Source organism: Amycolatopsis sp. SB7-3, assembly GCF_041021335.1.
GTDB classification, from domain to species: Bacteria; Actinomycetota; Actinomycetes; order Mycobacteriales; family Pseudonocardiaceae; genus Amycolatopsis; species Amycolatopsis japonica.
On record NZ_JBFPJQ010000002.1, the window covers coordinates 1,372,523 to 1,385,801 of the forward strand.

Genomic DNA, 13,279 nt, shown 5'->3' on the forward strand with positions numbered 1-13,279 from the left:
GCTCAGCCGAGGCGTACGGACGGCCGGTAGAGGTCGAACCAATGATGCAGGTCCAGTACCCGGTCGAGCCCGTGCCGCGTCTGGCCGGTCAACGTCGCCGCGTCGGCTTGGACGGCGTCGTACACCCAATCCCGGTTCACCAGCTCGAAAACCGGTGAATCGATGTCCGCCAGCACTTCCTTCGCCTGTGACTGAAGCGCGACCGCGTATCCGATGTCCTGTGTGGACGGATACGGGCTCTTGAGCCGTTCGGTGACCGAGGCAGGCAGAAGATGCTTCGTCGCCTGCCGCAACAGGCTCTTCTCCCGGCCGTCGAAGTTCTTGAACGCCCACGGGGTGTTGTAGACGTACTCGACGAGCCGGTGGTCGCAGAACGGGACCCGTACTTCGAGCCCCACCGCCATCGACATCCGGTCCTTGCGGTCGAGCAGCACCCGGACCCAGCGGGTGAGGTTCTGGTGACAGATCACGCGCATCCGCTGCTCGAAGGCGTCGTCACCGGGCACCTGTTCGACCTCCGCGACCGCCGAGGCGTATTCGTCGGCGGCGTAGGCCGGCACGTCGAGCGCCTCGCGGACGTCACGGCGGAGCAGGTTCTCCCGGTCGCTGGTGACCGCGTTGCGGAACACCAGCCACGGGAACATGTCGGTGGTACGGGACTCCTCTTCGAAGAACCAGCGGTAGCCGCCGAACACCTCGTCAGCGGCCTCGCCCGACAAGGCCACTGTGGACTGCCGCCGGATGGCCTTGAACAGCAGATAGAGCGAGAGGTCGACGTCGCCGAGCCCGGACGGCATGTCCCGCGCGGCGACGCACGCCCGGCGCACGTCGGGATCCGTGAGTTCGGCGGGGTCCAGCACCACGTTCTCGTGCACCGAGCCGACGAGATCGACGACGTCCCGGATGAACGGCGAATCCGGGGCGTCCCGCATCTCGTCCGGGCGGAAGTTCTCTTCCTGCCCCGCGTAGTCGACCGAAAACGTGCGCAGCGGCTCCCCCGTCTCCGCGAGCCGCGCCGCCGCGATCCCGGTGACCGCGCTCGAATCCAGCCCACCCGAGAGCAGCACGCACCTCGGCACGTCCGAGACCAGCTGGCGGTGCACGATGTCGGTCATCAGCTCGCCGACCCTGGCGACCGTCGTGTCCTGGTCGTCGGTGTGCGGAGCGGTCCGCAGGCGCCAGTAGGTGCGCGAACGGATCCCGCGGTCGTCGACGGTGACGATCGACCCCGGCTCGACCTCGTGCATGTCCTTCCACAGCGACCAGCCGGGTTTCTTGGTGAACGCGACCAGTTCGCGCAGACCGTCCGCGTCGACGACACGCGGCGCGCGCGGGTTCGCCAGGATCGCCTTCGGCTCGGAACCGAACAGCACACCGTCGGAGGTCGCCTGGTAATAAAGGGGTTTCACGCCCATGCGATCCCGGATCAGCACCAGTTTCGCGGTGCGGGAGTCCCAGACGGCGAAGGCGTACATACCGTTCAGCCGTTCCGCGACTCCCGCCTCCCATTCCAGGTACCCGCGCAGCACCACCTCGGTGTCACTGTCGGTGTGGAACCGGTGTCCCTTGCCCCGCAGCTCCTCGCGGAGCTCGGTGTAGTTGTAGACCTCGCCGCTGTAGACCAGCGCCACCTCACCGGCCGGGGTCGCCGCCGACATCGGCTGCACACCGCCGGGCAGGTCGATCACCGCGAGCCTGCGATGCCCGAGCGCGGCGTGCCGGTCGAGCCAGGCACCCCCGGCGTCCGGACCGCGGCAGGACATCGTGGCCGTCATCGCGTCGAGGACCGGCCGCCGGTTCCGCAGGTCGTCCTCGAACGACACCCAACCGGTGATTCCGCACATTTCGCCTCCCAGTACCTGTGGTGTCAGCCGAAAACGGGTTCCGCGGTCCGCGCCCGCTTCAGCTCGAAGAAATACTCGAACCCGGTGAGCGCCCGGACGCCGTCGAAGACCCGGCCCGCTGCCTCGCCGCGCGGCACCTGGGCGAGTACCGGCCCGAAGCAGGCACTGCCGTCGATGCGCACGACCGGCGTTCCGAGGTCGGGACCGACCGCGGCGATCGCCTCGTCGTGGCTCGCGCGGATCGTGGCGTCGAGCGTCGTGTCCGTTCCCGCGCCGGCCAGTTCGGACGGCAGTCCGGCCGCTTCGAGAGCGAGACCGGTGACCTCGCGGTAGTCCTCGTTCCCGCCGGGATGGATGCGCGTGCCCATCTCCGTGTACAACGGTTCGACGATCTTCTCGCCGTGGTCACGGGCGGCGGCCGCGACGACCCGCGAGAGATACCAGCCCTCACGCATCATCACTTCGTACTTTTCGGGCAGTTGATGGCCCTCGTTCAGCACGGCGAGGCTCATCAGGTGGAAACGCAGGTCGATCTCGCGCACTTCGGCCGCCTCGAGCAGCCAACGCGAGGTCTGCCACGCCCACGGGCAGATCGGGTCGAACCACAGGTCGGCCCGGACGGTGGTCTCGGTCATCGCTGTCCTCGTTTCTGGTGGTACTCAGGCGAAGGAAGCCGGCGTGTACGCGCCTTCGGTACGCGCGGCCTGGAGCACTTCCGGGTAGATGACCGATTTCGGGCGGTCCCCCGCCACGATGACGATCATCAGGCTCTCCTCCGTGCCGGGAGCGGCCTCCAGGTTCGTGAACCGGCGCTGGAGCCCGGCGGGGAGGGAGATCACGTCGAACGGGCCGAGGTCGACGTACAGATCGTCGTCGTCGTTGCAGCGGAAACGCCACGTGCCGCTCAGCGGGATGAACGTCTCGTTCGTGTCGTGGTTGTGCAGGATCGTGCCGTTCCCCGGCGTGGCCTTGATGTAGGCGAGGTTGAAGCCCTCGGCGATGTCGATCGGCGCGTTGCCCGAGCTCTTCGCGCCGATCGGGGAGATCACCTGGTCGTCCGCGGCGCCGTTCCGCTCCGGCGGGCGGAAGCCGATGACGTTGAACATCACCCGCGCGCAGCCGGCGAGCACCGTGTCCGGGGCACCGCCGTCCGTTCCGACCAGGTCGGTGAACCTGGCGACCCTGGTACGAAGGTCATTCTCGCTGAACCGGATACTGGCCATGAGGTCGTTGGACATTCCCGTCTCCGATCTTCACTGGGGTCTTCCCGTTGCCGCCGGATTCGATGGTGGTGAGCACGAGGCTGTGTGCGGGAACCACGACGCCGTCCCCGATGGTCACGGGGCCGAGCACCGTCGCCTTGGCGCCGACGACCACCCGGTCGCCGATACGCGGATGCCGGGCCTCGCCTTCGGCCCTGGCGTTGTCCCGCCAGAAGCCGATGGCGCCCAGCGTCACCTGCTGATAGAGGGTCACGTCGTCGCCGATGACGGCGGTCTCACCGATCACGACGCCGTGCCCGTGGTCGATGAAGAACCGCCTGCCGATCCGGGCCCCGGGATGGATTTCCACCCCGGTCAGGATCTTCGCCACGTTCGACAGCAGACGGGCGAGGATCCGATGGCCGCCGCGATGCAGCCGGTGCGCGATCCGGTGGCTCCAGACCGCGGGCAACGCGGGATGACAGAGCGCCTCCAGCAAGGAGGTCACCGACGGGTCTTTGTCCATTGTGGTCACGAGATCTTCACGCAACCGGTTGAAGGGCCGTCGCATGTCAGCCCGCCGTCTGCTCGGCCTTGACCCAATCCTCCTCGGGGCCGGCGTCGGCGAACAGGGTCACGACGACCTCGCCGGGGCCGAACCGTTCGGCGACCTTCTTCGCGCTGAGCCACGCGGCCGCGGCGGAGGCGCCGATCGAGGTACCGGTGAGCTTCCGGTACTCCACCATTCCCCGCAGCGATTCGGCGTAGGTGACGTGCAGCTGTTCCGCGCCCGGAAGCTGGGTGTCGACGAACGGCTGACGCAGTCCGTTGCCGAATCCGCCGGCACCGGCGAACCGGGGCTCGGAATGCGGAGCCCGCTCGGTGCCGTACGGCATTTCCGACGGCGTGACCCCGGCGACCACCAGATCCGGCCACCGCGTGCGCAGTGCCCGGTGGACGCCGGCCAGGGTGCCGCCGGTTCCGATCGCGCTGACCCAGGCGGCGGGCCGATGCTCCCCGAGCTGGTCCAGGATCTCTTTGCCGGTACCGAATTCGTGGGCCGCTACGTTGGCCATGTTCCGGTGCTGCACGAGCGGGGTGAGCCCGGGATCGTCGGCGGCGATCTTCTCGCACACCTTGATCATCCCGAGCAGACCGCCTGCCGCGTCGGCGAGTTCGATCTCGGCACCCGTCTTCTCCATCGCGGTCAGCAGGCTCGGCGGGATGACGGACGGGACCACGAGCCGGGTCGGGATCCCCGCCAGTTCGCCGAGTCCGGCCAGCGCGCGGGCCATGTTCCCGGCCGACGCGTCGAGCAGTTTCAGCGGTTCCGGGCCGGTGTGCGCGGCGATCGCCCGGCAGACCAGCGCGAACGCGGTCCGGTCCTTCACCGAACCGAACGGATTGGCGAATTCGTACTTCGCCAGCACTTTCGCCCCGCCCGGCGGGCCGGGAACCTCGACCAGCGGGGTGTCGCCGAGCCTCCCGGCGAACTCCCGCAGCCCGGGATGCCGGTCCAGTGCGATCGCCTGATCCGGTGCCTCGGCGAGCGGTTGCTCCACGGTGAGAGCGATCTCTGGCTGAACGGTGTCGGTCATGCGAGTCCTTCCCCAGGCGCCACTAGAGCAGCGCGACGATCAGCGCGGCGTGGTGTTCGGGTGTGGATCCCCTCGGCGGATCCGGATTCTCCGGTGGCGGAAAACGCTCGTACCGGTGGTCCGCGGGGGCAGGGCCGCGCGCGGAACCGGGTTCAGGCTAGCAAGTAAACACCTGCTCTGTCGAACATCAGACGTTCAGTCATCCGCTTGCCCGATGGACAGCACGATCGGGTGGTCCGGTCAGCCCGAGTTGACCTCAACCCGGGTTGAGGGTCCAAGGTTAGGCTAACCACACCTGATGGATCGGAGGCGGACATCGGCACCACGTCCTTGCGCCCGCGCACCCTCACCGCCACGGCGGCGGCCCTGCGGGACGGCACGGTCACGAGCGTCGGCCTGACCGAGGCGGCGATGGCCGCCGCGGATCGCGGTGACGCGGTCTACGGCGCCTACCTGACCCGTCTCGACGAGACCGCCCTCGCCGCGGCGAGACGGGCGGACACGGAACTCGCGGCCGGGCTGGACCGCGGGCCGCTGCACGGGATCCCGATCGGCGTCAAGGACATCATCGCCACCGCCGAAGCGGCGACGACGGCGCAGAGTCTCGTGCACGACCGCGGCTGGCTGGCGGGGAGGGACGCGACGGTCGCCGCCCGGCTCAGAGCGGCGGGAGCGGTACTGACCGGCAAGACGACCACCATGGAGTTCGCCTGCGGGATGCCGGAACAGGAGCATCCCTTCCCGATCCCCCGCAATCCTTGGCGGACCGGACGCTGGGCGGGCGGATCGAGTTCGGGCGCCGGGATCGGCGTCGCGACCGGCATGTTCCTCGCCGGGATCGGGTCGGACACCGCGGGCAGCATCCGGGTGCCCGCGGCGTTCTGCGGCGTCACCGGTCTCATGCCCGGCTACGGCCGGGTGCCGAGAACCGGCTGCGTTCCGCTGGGCTACAGCCTCGACCGGATCGGCCCGCTGGCCCGGTCCGTCCGGGACTGCGCGGCCGTGCTGGAGGTCCTCGCCGGACCGGATCCGGCCGACCCCGATTCCGCGGCCGGGCCGATGCCCCGTCCCGAATTCCGCGGTGACCTCACCGGGCTGAGAGTCGGGGTCGTCCGTGACCGCCATTTCCCTCCCGGCCGCGATCCCGCGCTGGACGGTGTCTTCGCCGAGGCGCTCGCGGTCCTCGCCGGGCTCGGCGCGCGGCTGAGCTCGATCACGCTGCCGTACCAGACGGAACTGGTGACCGCCGTCCTGGTGACCGTGGCCAGCGAAGCGCTCGCCCACCACCGCGCGGACCTCTGCCACCGATGGCTCGACTTCGGCCGGGGTACCCGCGGGCTCCTGGCCACCGGCGCGCTGGTCACCGGCGCCGATTACGTCCAGGCCCAGCGCGTGCGACAGGTCGCGCAGCGGGCGGTCAGCGCACTGTTCACCGAGGTGGATCTCGTCGTCTGCCCGACGGCGTCCGTCGGCGCGCCCCCGTTCGCCTCGCTGCTGTCCCCCGCCGGGCTACCCGAGAACGAGGAACTCTTCGGCGTGATCAACACCCCGTACTGGAACGGGCTCGCCAATCCGGTGCTGGCGCTGCCCATGGGGTTCACCGCCGACGGACTGCCGCTCTCGCTGCAGCTGGCCGGGCCGGTGCACGGCGAACCGGAACTGCTGGAGGCGGGCGACGCCTTCCAAACGGCCACCGGCTGGCATCTCATGACCCCGCCGGAGCCGTCATGAGCGAACCGGAGATCCGCGTCCTGCTCGGGGCCGCGACCCTGCCCGCCACCGAACCCGAGATCGCCGGGCTGGCCGCACGCTATTCGTGGCAGCGGGCGGCGATCGACGCGCTGTACGACGTCCCCGCGGCCCGCCACGCGCTACCCGTCCTCGGTTTCCGGACGGGCGAAGAAGACGCAGTAGGAACAGGAAAGGTTTCATGAGCACGTCCTCCCCCGCCCGCCGCCGCGACCATCTGGTGCTCGCGCTGGCCTGTCTCGGCTCGTTCGTGGTGGTGCTGGACGCCACGATCGTTTCCGTCGCCCTGCCCCGGATCCGCGCCGATCTCGGGTTCTCCGCCGCGACGCTGCCGTGGGTGGTGAACGCGTACACGCTCGCTTTCGCGGGCTGCCTGCTGCTCGGCGGCCGGTGTGCGGACGTCTTCGGACGACGCCGGATACTGCTGGCCGGGATGGGCCTGTTCGCGGGGGCGAGCCTCCTCGCCGGACTGGCCGCGGATCCGGCGCTCCTGCTGGCGGCACGGGCCGGGCAGGGGGTCGGCGGCGCGCTGCTGATGCCGGCGACGTTGTCCCTGCTGACCGACACCTTCCCGGCCGGGCCGAGGCGCGCCCGCGCGTTGAGCACGTGGAGCGCGATCGGTGCCGTCGGTGCCGCGTCCGGTCCGCTGGCCGGTGGTCTGCTGACCCAGTTCCTGGGCTGGCGCTGGGTGTTCTTCGTCAACGTGCCGCTGGGACTGGTCGCCGTCGCCGGCACGGTGGTCCTGCTGCCCGGCCGATCCCGGTCCGGACCGGCGCACCGGCTGGACGTCGTCGGCGCGGTACTGGCGACGACCGGGCTGACCGGCGTGGTGTACGCGGTCATGGAGTCGGAAGCCGTGGGCTGGGGCTCGTCGGAGGTGATCGGCCCGCTGATCGCGGGAATCCTGCTGTGCGGGCTGTTCCTGCTGCACCAGGCACGCTGGGCGGCGGCCCCGCTGGTCCCGCTCAGCCTGTTCCGGCACCGCGCGGTCCGCGGCGCGAATCTGGTGATGTTCCTGCTGGGCCTGGGTTTCTTCGGTGCACCGGTGCTGATCTCGTTCGCTCTCCAGTACGTGCACGGCGCGGGCCCGCTCGGCGCCGGACTCGGCTTCCTGCCCGCGGGGCTGGCGATGTTCGCCGGCGCCAAGGCGGCAGGCCCGCTCACCATCCGCCTCGGCGCCCGGCGCGCGGCGGCGCTGGGGTGCGCGCTCGGGGCGGCCGGGCTCGCCGGGGTGGCCGCTTCACTCGCCACCGGCGGTTCGTCCGCGGCGATGATCGTGCTGCCGAGCGTGGTGTTCGGTTTCGGGACCGCCTCGGCGTTCACCCCGCTGACGGTGGCGGCGACCAGCGGCGTGCCCACCACCTCGGGCGGGGTGGCCGCGGCCGTGCTCAATACGGTGCGGCAGACCAGCGGCGCCATCGGGCTGGCCGTGCTGACCACGGTCGCCGCCGCGGCAGCCGGCCGTTCTCCGGCGGCGCAAGGACTCGCGCACGGATACGCCGTCGCGTTCGCCGTCTCGGCGGTCTGCGTGGCGGCCGCCGCCGCGGTCGGCGTGGTCGTCCTGCCACCGCGGACCGCGGAACGGCTCGCGGCCGCCACCGGACGGGTCCGCGGACTCGACGGCGATCCCGTGCCCGGCGCGGTGGTACTGCTGGTGAATCCGGACGGCGGCCGTGTCGTCCGCACGGTCACCGACGAGACCGGCTGGTACCACGCGGCCCCGACCGCGCCGGGGCCCCATCTGGTCATCTGCACCGCGCCCAGCCACCAGCCGTCGGTCGGGCGGATCATGGCCGACGACACGCCCGTGCGGCACGACGTCGTCGTCGGGCAGGCGGGGTCGTGAGCCGCGCGTCATCGTGCGGCCTCCGCGAGCCGCGGCACGATCCGCTCCGCGGTGTGGGCGAGCGCGAGGGCGGAAGGGAACGCGAGCGCCTGTGCCTCGGCCTTGTCGATCGCGAGGTAGGCACCCCGGCGCACGGCCGGGAGCCGCGTGAACAACGGTTCGGCCTCGAAGGCCCGCCTCTGCTGAACCGATTCGTAACTGATCAGCACGATGTCCGCGTCGAGCAGGTCGAGCCGCTCGGGGCCGACCGCCGCGACCCCCTTCGTCGTCGTGGACCGCAGCCGGGTGACCTTCTCCGAAAGACGCAAACCGAACTGCGCCAACGAAACCGCGAGCACGTCCTCGGGTGTGTTCTTGGTGTACACCTGTCCCCCGCTGCTCACCGAACTGCAGCTGAACGTCTTCCCGGTGAGTCCGGCGGTGTCCCTGGCCGCGGCGATCTTGGCGAGCGTTCCGGTGATCAGCTGTTCGGCTCGGGACTCCTTTCCGAGCGCCCGGCCGATCCGCCGGGTGGTGTCCTGCCACGGGTCGAGGTTCGGGCCGGTGACGTAGCCCAGCACGGGCGCGATCCCGGTGAGCCGCTGGTACCCGGTTTCGAGGTAGTAGTCACCGACGGCGAGGAACAGATCCGGCCGCAGGGCGGCGAAGCGTTCCAGTGGACGGTCCGGTCCCGCGCGGATCAGCTCGGGACGGGCGGCTCCGAGCAACGGCGCGACCCACGGCTGGATCCGCTCCGGGGTCGACGTTCCCTCCTGCATGGCCACCGGGATGACGCCGAGCGCGACGGCGGCGTCGGCGTCCTGTCCGAAGCCGAGCGCGATCACCCTGGCCGGCAAGCGATCCAACGTCGTGGATCCGAGTTTTCCTTCCAGCTGCACCGAAAACCCGCCCGATGGGGCGGAGTCGTCCGTCTTTCCGGGCGCACAACCGGCGAGCGCGAAACCCGCCGTTCCCACCAGGAAGGCACGCCGGCTCGGTCGGCCGGGTAGGTCCATCTGCTGCATCTACGCACTCCACGAAGTCGGACACGGAAACGGAGGTGCTCCCGGATCACCCCGGCGCGACATCGAGGTGACGGCAGGCGCGACCTACTTAGGTAAGGCTGCCAAAACATCGGTTGTTGCGCCAGTCATACGTCTGCTGTTAGGTTGAATCCTGCCCGCAATTGGGCGTGCTTCCCTTGCGAAAGGCTCACTGTTCGAGCCGATGCAGCGACGGTCGGGTTCCGGGCTTCGGCGGCTGCATGTTTTCGACGTTCGTCATCCACGCACTTGGGGGTGCAAGTGAACGAGGCCGCCGAAAGTACCAAGCCCCGCTATCAGATTCCTTCCGCTCGACGCGGATCCGTCGTCGACGACGAGGATTTCGCCGTGCTCAGAACGGTTCTGCAGAACGATCTCGCGTTGACGGCGGGTCCGTGGCGGGACCGGTTCGAAGCCCAGTTCGCCGCCTACACCGGTTCCCGGTACGCGTTGTCCGTCACCAGTGGCACCGTCGCGCTGGAAATCGCCATCCGGCTGCTCGACCTCCGGCCCGGCGACGAAGTGATCGCGACCACGCAAACGTTCCAAGCATCGATCCAGCCGCTGCTGGCCTCCCCGGCGAGCGTCCGATTCTGTGACGTGGATCCCGAAACGCTCAATCTCGACCCACGTAAGCTCGAAGCGCTGATCACGTCGCGGACCAGGGCGATCATCCTGGTGCACTACGGCGGGAATCCGGCCGACATGGCGGAAATCTGCGCCATCGCGGCCCGGCACGACGTACTGGTGCTCGAAGACTGCGCCCACGCACTGGGCTCGGGCTATCGCGGACGGCGGCCCGGTTCCCTCGGCGACATCGGCACGTTCAGTTTCCATTCCTCGAAGAACATCACCACCCTCGGCGAGGGCGGCATGATCACCTTCGACCGCGACGACTGGGCCGTCCGGGTGGACCGGATCCGGTCGAACGAGGTCGACATGGTCGCCGGACCGGTCAGCGGGATCCTCGGCTCACCACCGGAAACACTGCCCTGGATGAAGTTCTCCGAAGCGGTGTACCGGGAATCGGTCACCGGGATCCACGGCGCCGGGACGAACGCGACCCTGTCCGAGGCCGCCTGCGCCGTCGGCACCGTGCAGATGCGGAAGCTGCCGGCACTGGTCCGGCGACGGCAAGAGATCGCGGCCAAACTCGACGATGTACTCGGCGGGCATCCGCAGATCCGGCTTCCGCTCGTCGATCCCGGCAACGAACATTCGTACCATCTCTACACTTTCTTCGTCACCGGAGGCGACGAAGCCCGGCACGCGCTCGTACGGGCGCTCGACCGGCGCGGCGTCGAGATCCAGTTGCGCTATTTCCCCTTGCATCTCACGCCGGAATGGCAGTCCCGCGGGCACGGCCCCGGAGAATGTCCGGTGGCGGAACGAATCTGGTTCTCCGAGCATATGAACCTCCCGTGCCACCCGAGTCTGACCGACACCCAGGTCGCGCTCCTGTGCTCCGCGCTCCGAAGCAGCCTCAACGAGGTCTTCGGCAGGCGGGCCGTTCTGAGCCACAGCTGACCTGATCCCGCGCGAAAGATCGGAGCGTGCTCCGTCATGCCCTACATCCATGTCCAGATCCTGGAAAACCGGATCACCGAAGAAACCGAGCCGAAACTGATCGCCGCGATCACCGACGCGGTGGTCGGCACCTACGGCGAAGAAATCCGTGAACACGTGTGGGTGGTACTGGACCCGGTACCCGCGCACCGCTGGGGGCTCGGCGGAAAACCCGTCGCACCCCGGCCGTCCTGACCGGCACCCTTCCGAACAGCTGGGAGTACTGGTGAAATTCGGCTTGAACTTCTTCCCCGTCTTCTCCCCCGACCGCAAAACGGCGGGCGACTACTACCGCGAAGTCATCGATCTGGCCGAGCGGGCCGATCGCGCGGGACTCGAACACGTCCAGACCGTCGAACACTACGGATCTCCTTACGGTGGCTACAGTCCCGACCCGGTGACCCTGCTCGCCGCGATCGCCGCCAGGACCGAGCGGATCCGGATCACGACCGGCGCGGTGATCCCCGCCTTCACCCATCCGCTCAAACTGGCGGGCAAACTCGCCATGCTGGACAACCTTTCCGGCGGACGGCTGGACGCCGGTTTCGGCCGCGGCTTCCTCCCGGACGAGTTCGACTGGTTCGGCGTCCCGATGGACGAAAGCCGGCGTCGCTTCGACGAAGGCGTCGATGCCTGCCGTCGACTTCTGTCCGAAGTGGACGTGAAGATCGAGGGCGAGTTCCACAGTTTCGGCCCGGTGACGCTGTTGCCCCGGCCGGTGCAGCGGCCATACCCGCCGTTCTTCGTCGCTTCGGCCTCGAATCCCGAGTCGTGCGCCGCCGCGGGCGCCGCCGGCCATCATCTCCAGGTGGTCCCGTCGATCGTCAGTCAGGAAACGCTGACCGACATGATCCAGGGCTACCGCACGGCGTGGGCGTCCTCGGGACGACGGCCCGAGGACGGCCGCATCCAGATCAAGTACACCTGTTATCTCGCCGAGGACCGGGCGACGGCGCTGGCCTGGGGCGAGAAGTTCGAGAACAACTACATCGAGCAGATGAGCGGCGCGATCGCCTCGTGGGCGTCGACCACGTCGGGCGCGTACCAGGGCTACGAGAAGCTCATCGAGAAGGTCCGCGCGTACGACTTCGAGAAGTCGTTGACACAGAACAAGGTTCTCGCCGGGACTCCCGACGACGTCGCCGGGCAGATCGGCTGGATCGCCGAGAATTTCGGCAGTGACCTCTCGGTCAGTGTCCAGTTGAGCCCCGGCTATCTCGACCACGAGCACGCCATCCGCGCACTCGAGCTGTTCACCACCGACGTGGTGCCCCGCTTCGATGCCTGAGCCGGACACCGACGTCGTCGTGGTCGGGCTGGGCGCCTGGGGCTCGATGGCCCTGTGGCAGCTCGCGGCCCGTGGTGTTCGGGTGATCGGTGTCGAACGCCACGGCCGCGGCCACTCGCTCGGCGCGTCGCACGGCGGCAGCCGGATGTTCCGGGTCACCTGCCTGGAACATCCCGGCCTGGTACCGCTGGCGCGCAGATCCGCCGAGCTGTGGGATCTGCTCGGCCGCCTGACCGGGAAACCGTTGCTGCACCGGTACGGCGGTCTCTTGATCGGCGCGCCGGATTCCGCGGTCGCGGGCGGAACGCTGGCCGCGGCCAGGGAGCACGGCATCGACGTCGAACCGCTCGGCCGCGCCCGGCTCGCCGAACGGTTCCCCCAGCACACCGCGCTGGCCCCGGACGACATCGGCGTCTGGGAACCGTCGGCCGGGCTGCTCCGGCCCGAGGCGTCGATCCGGGCCGCGCTCGGCGCTGCGGAGACCGCGGGGGCGCGGATCTTCACCGGCACCGAGGTCACCGGGATCCAGCCGACCGACGACGGCGTCCTCGTGCACAGCCCGGCGAGGACCTGGCATGCGCGGCGCGTGGTGGTGGCGACCGGATCGTGGCTCCCGTCGATGCCGACGCTGACACCGCTGCCCGGGCTCCGGGTGGTGCGGATGCCGGTCACCTGGTTCGAGCCCGAAGACGGCACGGATCGCTTCCGGCTGGCGGATTTCCCGGTGTTCATGCGGGAACTCGTCGGCGGCACGGTGCTGTGGGGCTGCGGTGCGGATCCGCCTCACGACGTCAAACTCGGCCTGGAGCAGTTCGGCGCCGCCGCGGTCCCGTTCGATCCGCTCGACACCGACCGTTCGGTGACCCCGGCCGACTGGGCACCGTTGCGCGAAGTGCTCGCCGAGCATCTGCCGGGCCTGCGTCCGGAACCCTCGCGGGTGGCGGTCTGCATGCTCACGCTCACGCCGGACGGGCAGTTCGTGCTCGGCTCGCTGCCCGAAGCGCCGAACGTCATCGTCGCCGGTGGCGACAACGCGCACGGGTTCAAACACGCCACCGGGATCGGCGAACTGCTCGCGGATCTGGCCACCGGCCGCGAACCGCGGATCGATTTCTCGTTCATGGACGTCAAGCGCTTCCGTTGACGTGAGCATCTTCTGGAGGG

The 13,279-nt window shown here is 69.5% G+C and carries 13 protein-coding genes; 7 read left to right on the forward strand and 6 right to left on the reverse strand.

Translation table 11 applies throughout. The annotated features are described in order from the left end of the window. Nucleotides 1-2 precede the first annotated feature (2 nt). From asnB to AB8M46_RS24385, 5 genes are read right to left on the reverse strand one after another with little or no spacing between them, the layout of a single operon-like run. Nucleotides 3-1,844, reverse strand: a complete 1,842-nt coding sequence (gene asnB / locus AB8M46_RS24365; RefSeq protein ID WP_394361699.1) for an asparagine synthase (glutamine-hydrolyzing) — start codon at nt 1,842-1,844, stop codon at nt 3-5. A gap of 23 nt (nt 1,845-1,867) precedes the next feature. After that, the gene (locus tag AB8M46_RS24370) at nt 1,868-2,479 is read right to left on the reverse strand and encodes a disulfide bond formation protein DsbA (RefSeq protein ID WP_394361700.1); all 612 of its coding nucleotides are present in this window, start codon (nt 2,477-2,479) and stop codon (nt 1,868-1,870) included. 24 nt (nt 2,480-2,503) lie between these two features. Then, entirely contained in the window at nt 2,504-3,082 is a 579-nt protein-coding gene (locus AB8M46_RS24375; protein ID WP_125736210.1) for a cupin domain-containing protein, read from the reverse strand. Continuing rightward, complete coding sequence (gene epsC, locus AB8M46_RS24380; RefSeq protein ID WP_052121326.1) at nt 3,039-3,617, reverse strand: serine O-acetyltransferase EpsC; 579 nt, start codon at nt 3,615-3,617, stop codon at nt 3,039-3,041. Before epsC ends, AB8M46_RS24375 begins: the two co-directional genes overlap by 44 nt. A 1-nt stretch (nt 3,618) precedes the next feature. Further along, the gene (locus tag AB8M46_RS24385; RefSeq protein WP_394361701.1) at nt 3,619-4,644 is read right to left on the reverse strand and encodes a pyridoxal-phosphate dependent enzyme; all 1,026 of its coding nucleotides are present in this window, start codon (nt 4,642-4,644) and stop codon (nt 3,619-3,621) included. A 330-nt stretch (nt 4,645-4,974) separates the two neighbouring features. Between AB8M46_RS24385 and AB8M46_RS24390 the strand changes: the two genes are divergently transcribed. The 3 genes from AB8M46_RS24390 to AB8M46_RS24400 are packed head-to-tail and all read left to right on the forward strand — an operon-like array spanning nt 4,975 to nt 8,239. Next, nucleotides 4,975-6,375, forward strand: a complete 1,401-nt coding sequence (locus tag AB8M46_RS24390; protein ID WP_394361702.1) for an amidase — start codon at nt 4,975-4,977, stop codon at nt 6,373-6,375. After that, on the forward strand, nt 6,372-6,578 hold the full coding sequence (locus tag AB8M46_RS24395) for a hypothetical protein (protein WP_037348181.1): 207 nt from the start codon (nt 6,372-6,374) through the stop codon (nt 6,576-6,578). Before AB8M46_RS24390 ends, AB8M46_RS24395 begins: the two co-directional genes overlap by 4 nt. Further along, complete coding sequence (locus AB8M46_RS24400; protein WP_394361703.1) at nt 6,575-8,239, forward strand: MFS transporter; 1,665 nt, start codon at nt 6,575-6,577, stop codon at nt 8,237-8,239. Before AB8M46_RS24395 ends, AB8M46_RS24400 begins: the two co-directional genes overlap by 4 nt. An 8-nt stretch (nt 8,240-8,247) precedes the next feature. Here AB8M46_RS24400 and AB8M46_RS24405 read toward each other — a convergent pair whose 3' ends face one another. Beyond that, nucleotides 8,248-9,243 (reverse strand): iron-siderophore ABC transporter substrate-binding protein, encoded by a 996-nt coding sequence (locus tag AB8M46_RS24405; RefSeq protein ID WP_037348180.1) that lies wholly within the window; start codon nt 9,241-9,243, stop codon nt 8,248-8,250. Nucleotides 9,244-9,522: 279 nt separating this feature from the next. Between AB8M46_RS24405 and AB8M46_RS24410 the strand changes: the two genes are divergently transcribed. From AB8M46_RS24410 to solA, 4 genes are read left to right on the forward strand one after another with little or no spacing between them, the layout of a single operon-like run. Continuing rightward, entirely contained in the window at nt 9,523-10,788 is a 1,266-nt protein-coding gene (locus AB8M46_RS24410; RefSeq protein ID WP_394361704.1) for a DegT/DnrJ/EryC1/StrS family aminotransferase, read from the forward strand. 36 nt (nt 10,789-10,824) lie between these two features. Next, a complete protein-coding gene (locus tag AB8M46_RS24415) occupies nt 10,825-11,022 on the forward strand; it encodes a tautomerase family protein (protein WP_037348177.1) in 198 nt (65 codons plus the stop codon). Between the two features lie 31 nt (nt 11,023-11,053). Next, nucleotides 11,054-12,115: an LLM class flavin-dependent oxidoreductase gene (locus tag AB8M46_RS24420; protein WP_394361705.1), complete on the forward strand. Its 1,062-nt coding sequence runs from the start codon at nt 11,054-11,056 to the stop codon at nt 12,113-12,115. After that, nucleotides 12,108-13,259 (forward strand): N-methyl-L-tryptophan oxidase, encoded by a 1,152-nt coding sequence (solA, locus tag AB8M46_RS24425; protein ID WP_394361706.1) that lies wholly within the window; start codon nt 12,108-12,110, stop codon nt 13,257-13,259. The genes AB8M46_RS24420 and solA overlap by 8 nt, the downstream gene beginning before the upstream one ends. Nucleotides 13,260-13,279: the final 20 nt, after the last annotated feature.

Excerpts from the sequence above, each read along its gene's own strand:
- asnB (WP_394361699.1), bottom strand. The coding sequence starts at position 1,844 with ATGTGCGGAATCACCGGTTGGGTGTCGTTCGAGGACGACCTGCGGAAC.
- AB8M46_RS24370 (WP_394361700.1), bottom strand. The coding sequence starts at position 2,479 with ATGACCGAGACCACCGTCCGGGCCGACCTGTGGTTCGACCCGATCTGC.
- AB8M46_RS24375 (WP_125736210.1), bottom strand. The coding sequence starts at position 3,082 with ATGTCCAACGACCTCATGGCCAGTATCCGGTTCAGCGAGAATGACCTT.
- epsC (WP_052121326.1), bottom strand. The coding sequence starts at position 3,617 with ATGCGACGGCCCTTCAACCGGTTGCGTGAAGATCTCGTGACCACAATG.
- AB8M46_RS24385 (WP_394361701.1), bottom strand. The coding sequence starts at position 4,644 with ATGACCGACACCGTTCAGCCAGAGATCGCTCTCACCGTGGAGCAACCG.
- AB8M46_RS24395 (WP_037348181.1), top strand. The coding sequence starts at position 6,372 with ATGAGCGAACCGGAGATCCGCGTCCTGCTCGGGGCCGCGACCCTGCCC.
- AB8M46_RS24400 (WP_394361703.1), top strand. The coding sequence starts at position 6,575 with ATGAGCACGTCCTCCCCCGCCCGCCGCCGCGACCATCTGGTGCTCGCG.
- AB8M46_RS24405 (WP_037348180.1), bottom strand. The coding sequence starts at position 9,243 with ATGCAGCAGATGGACCTACCCGGCCGACCGAGCCGGCGTGCCTTCCTG.
- AB8M46_RS24415 (WP_037348177.1), top strand. The coding sequence starts at position 10,825 with ATGCCCTACATCCATGTCCAGATCCTGGAAAACCGGATCACCGAAGAA.
- solA (WP_394361706.1), top strand. The coding sequence starts at position 12,108 with ATGCCTGAGCCGGACACCGACGTCGTCGTGGTCGGGCTGGGCGCCTGG.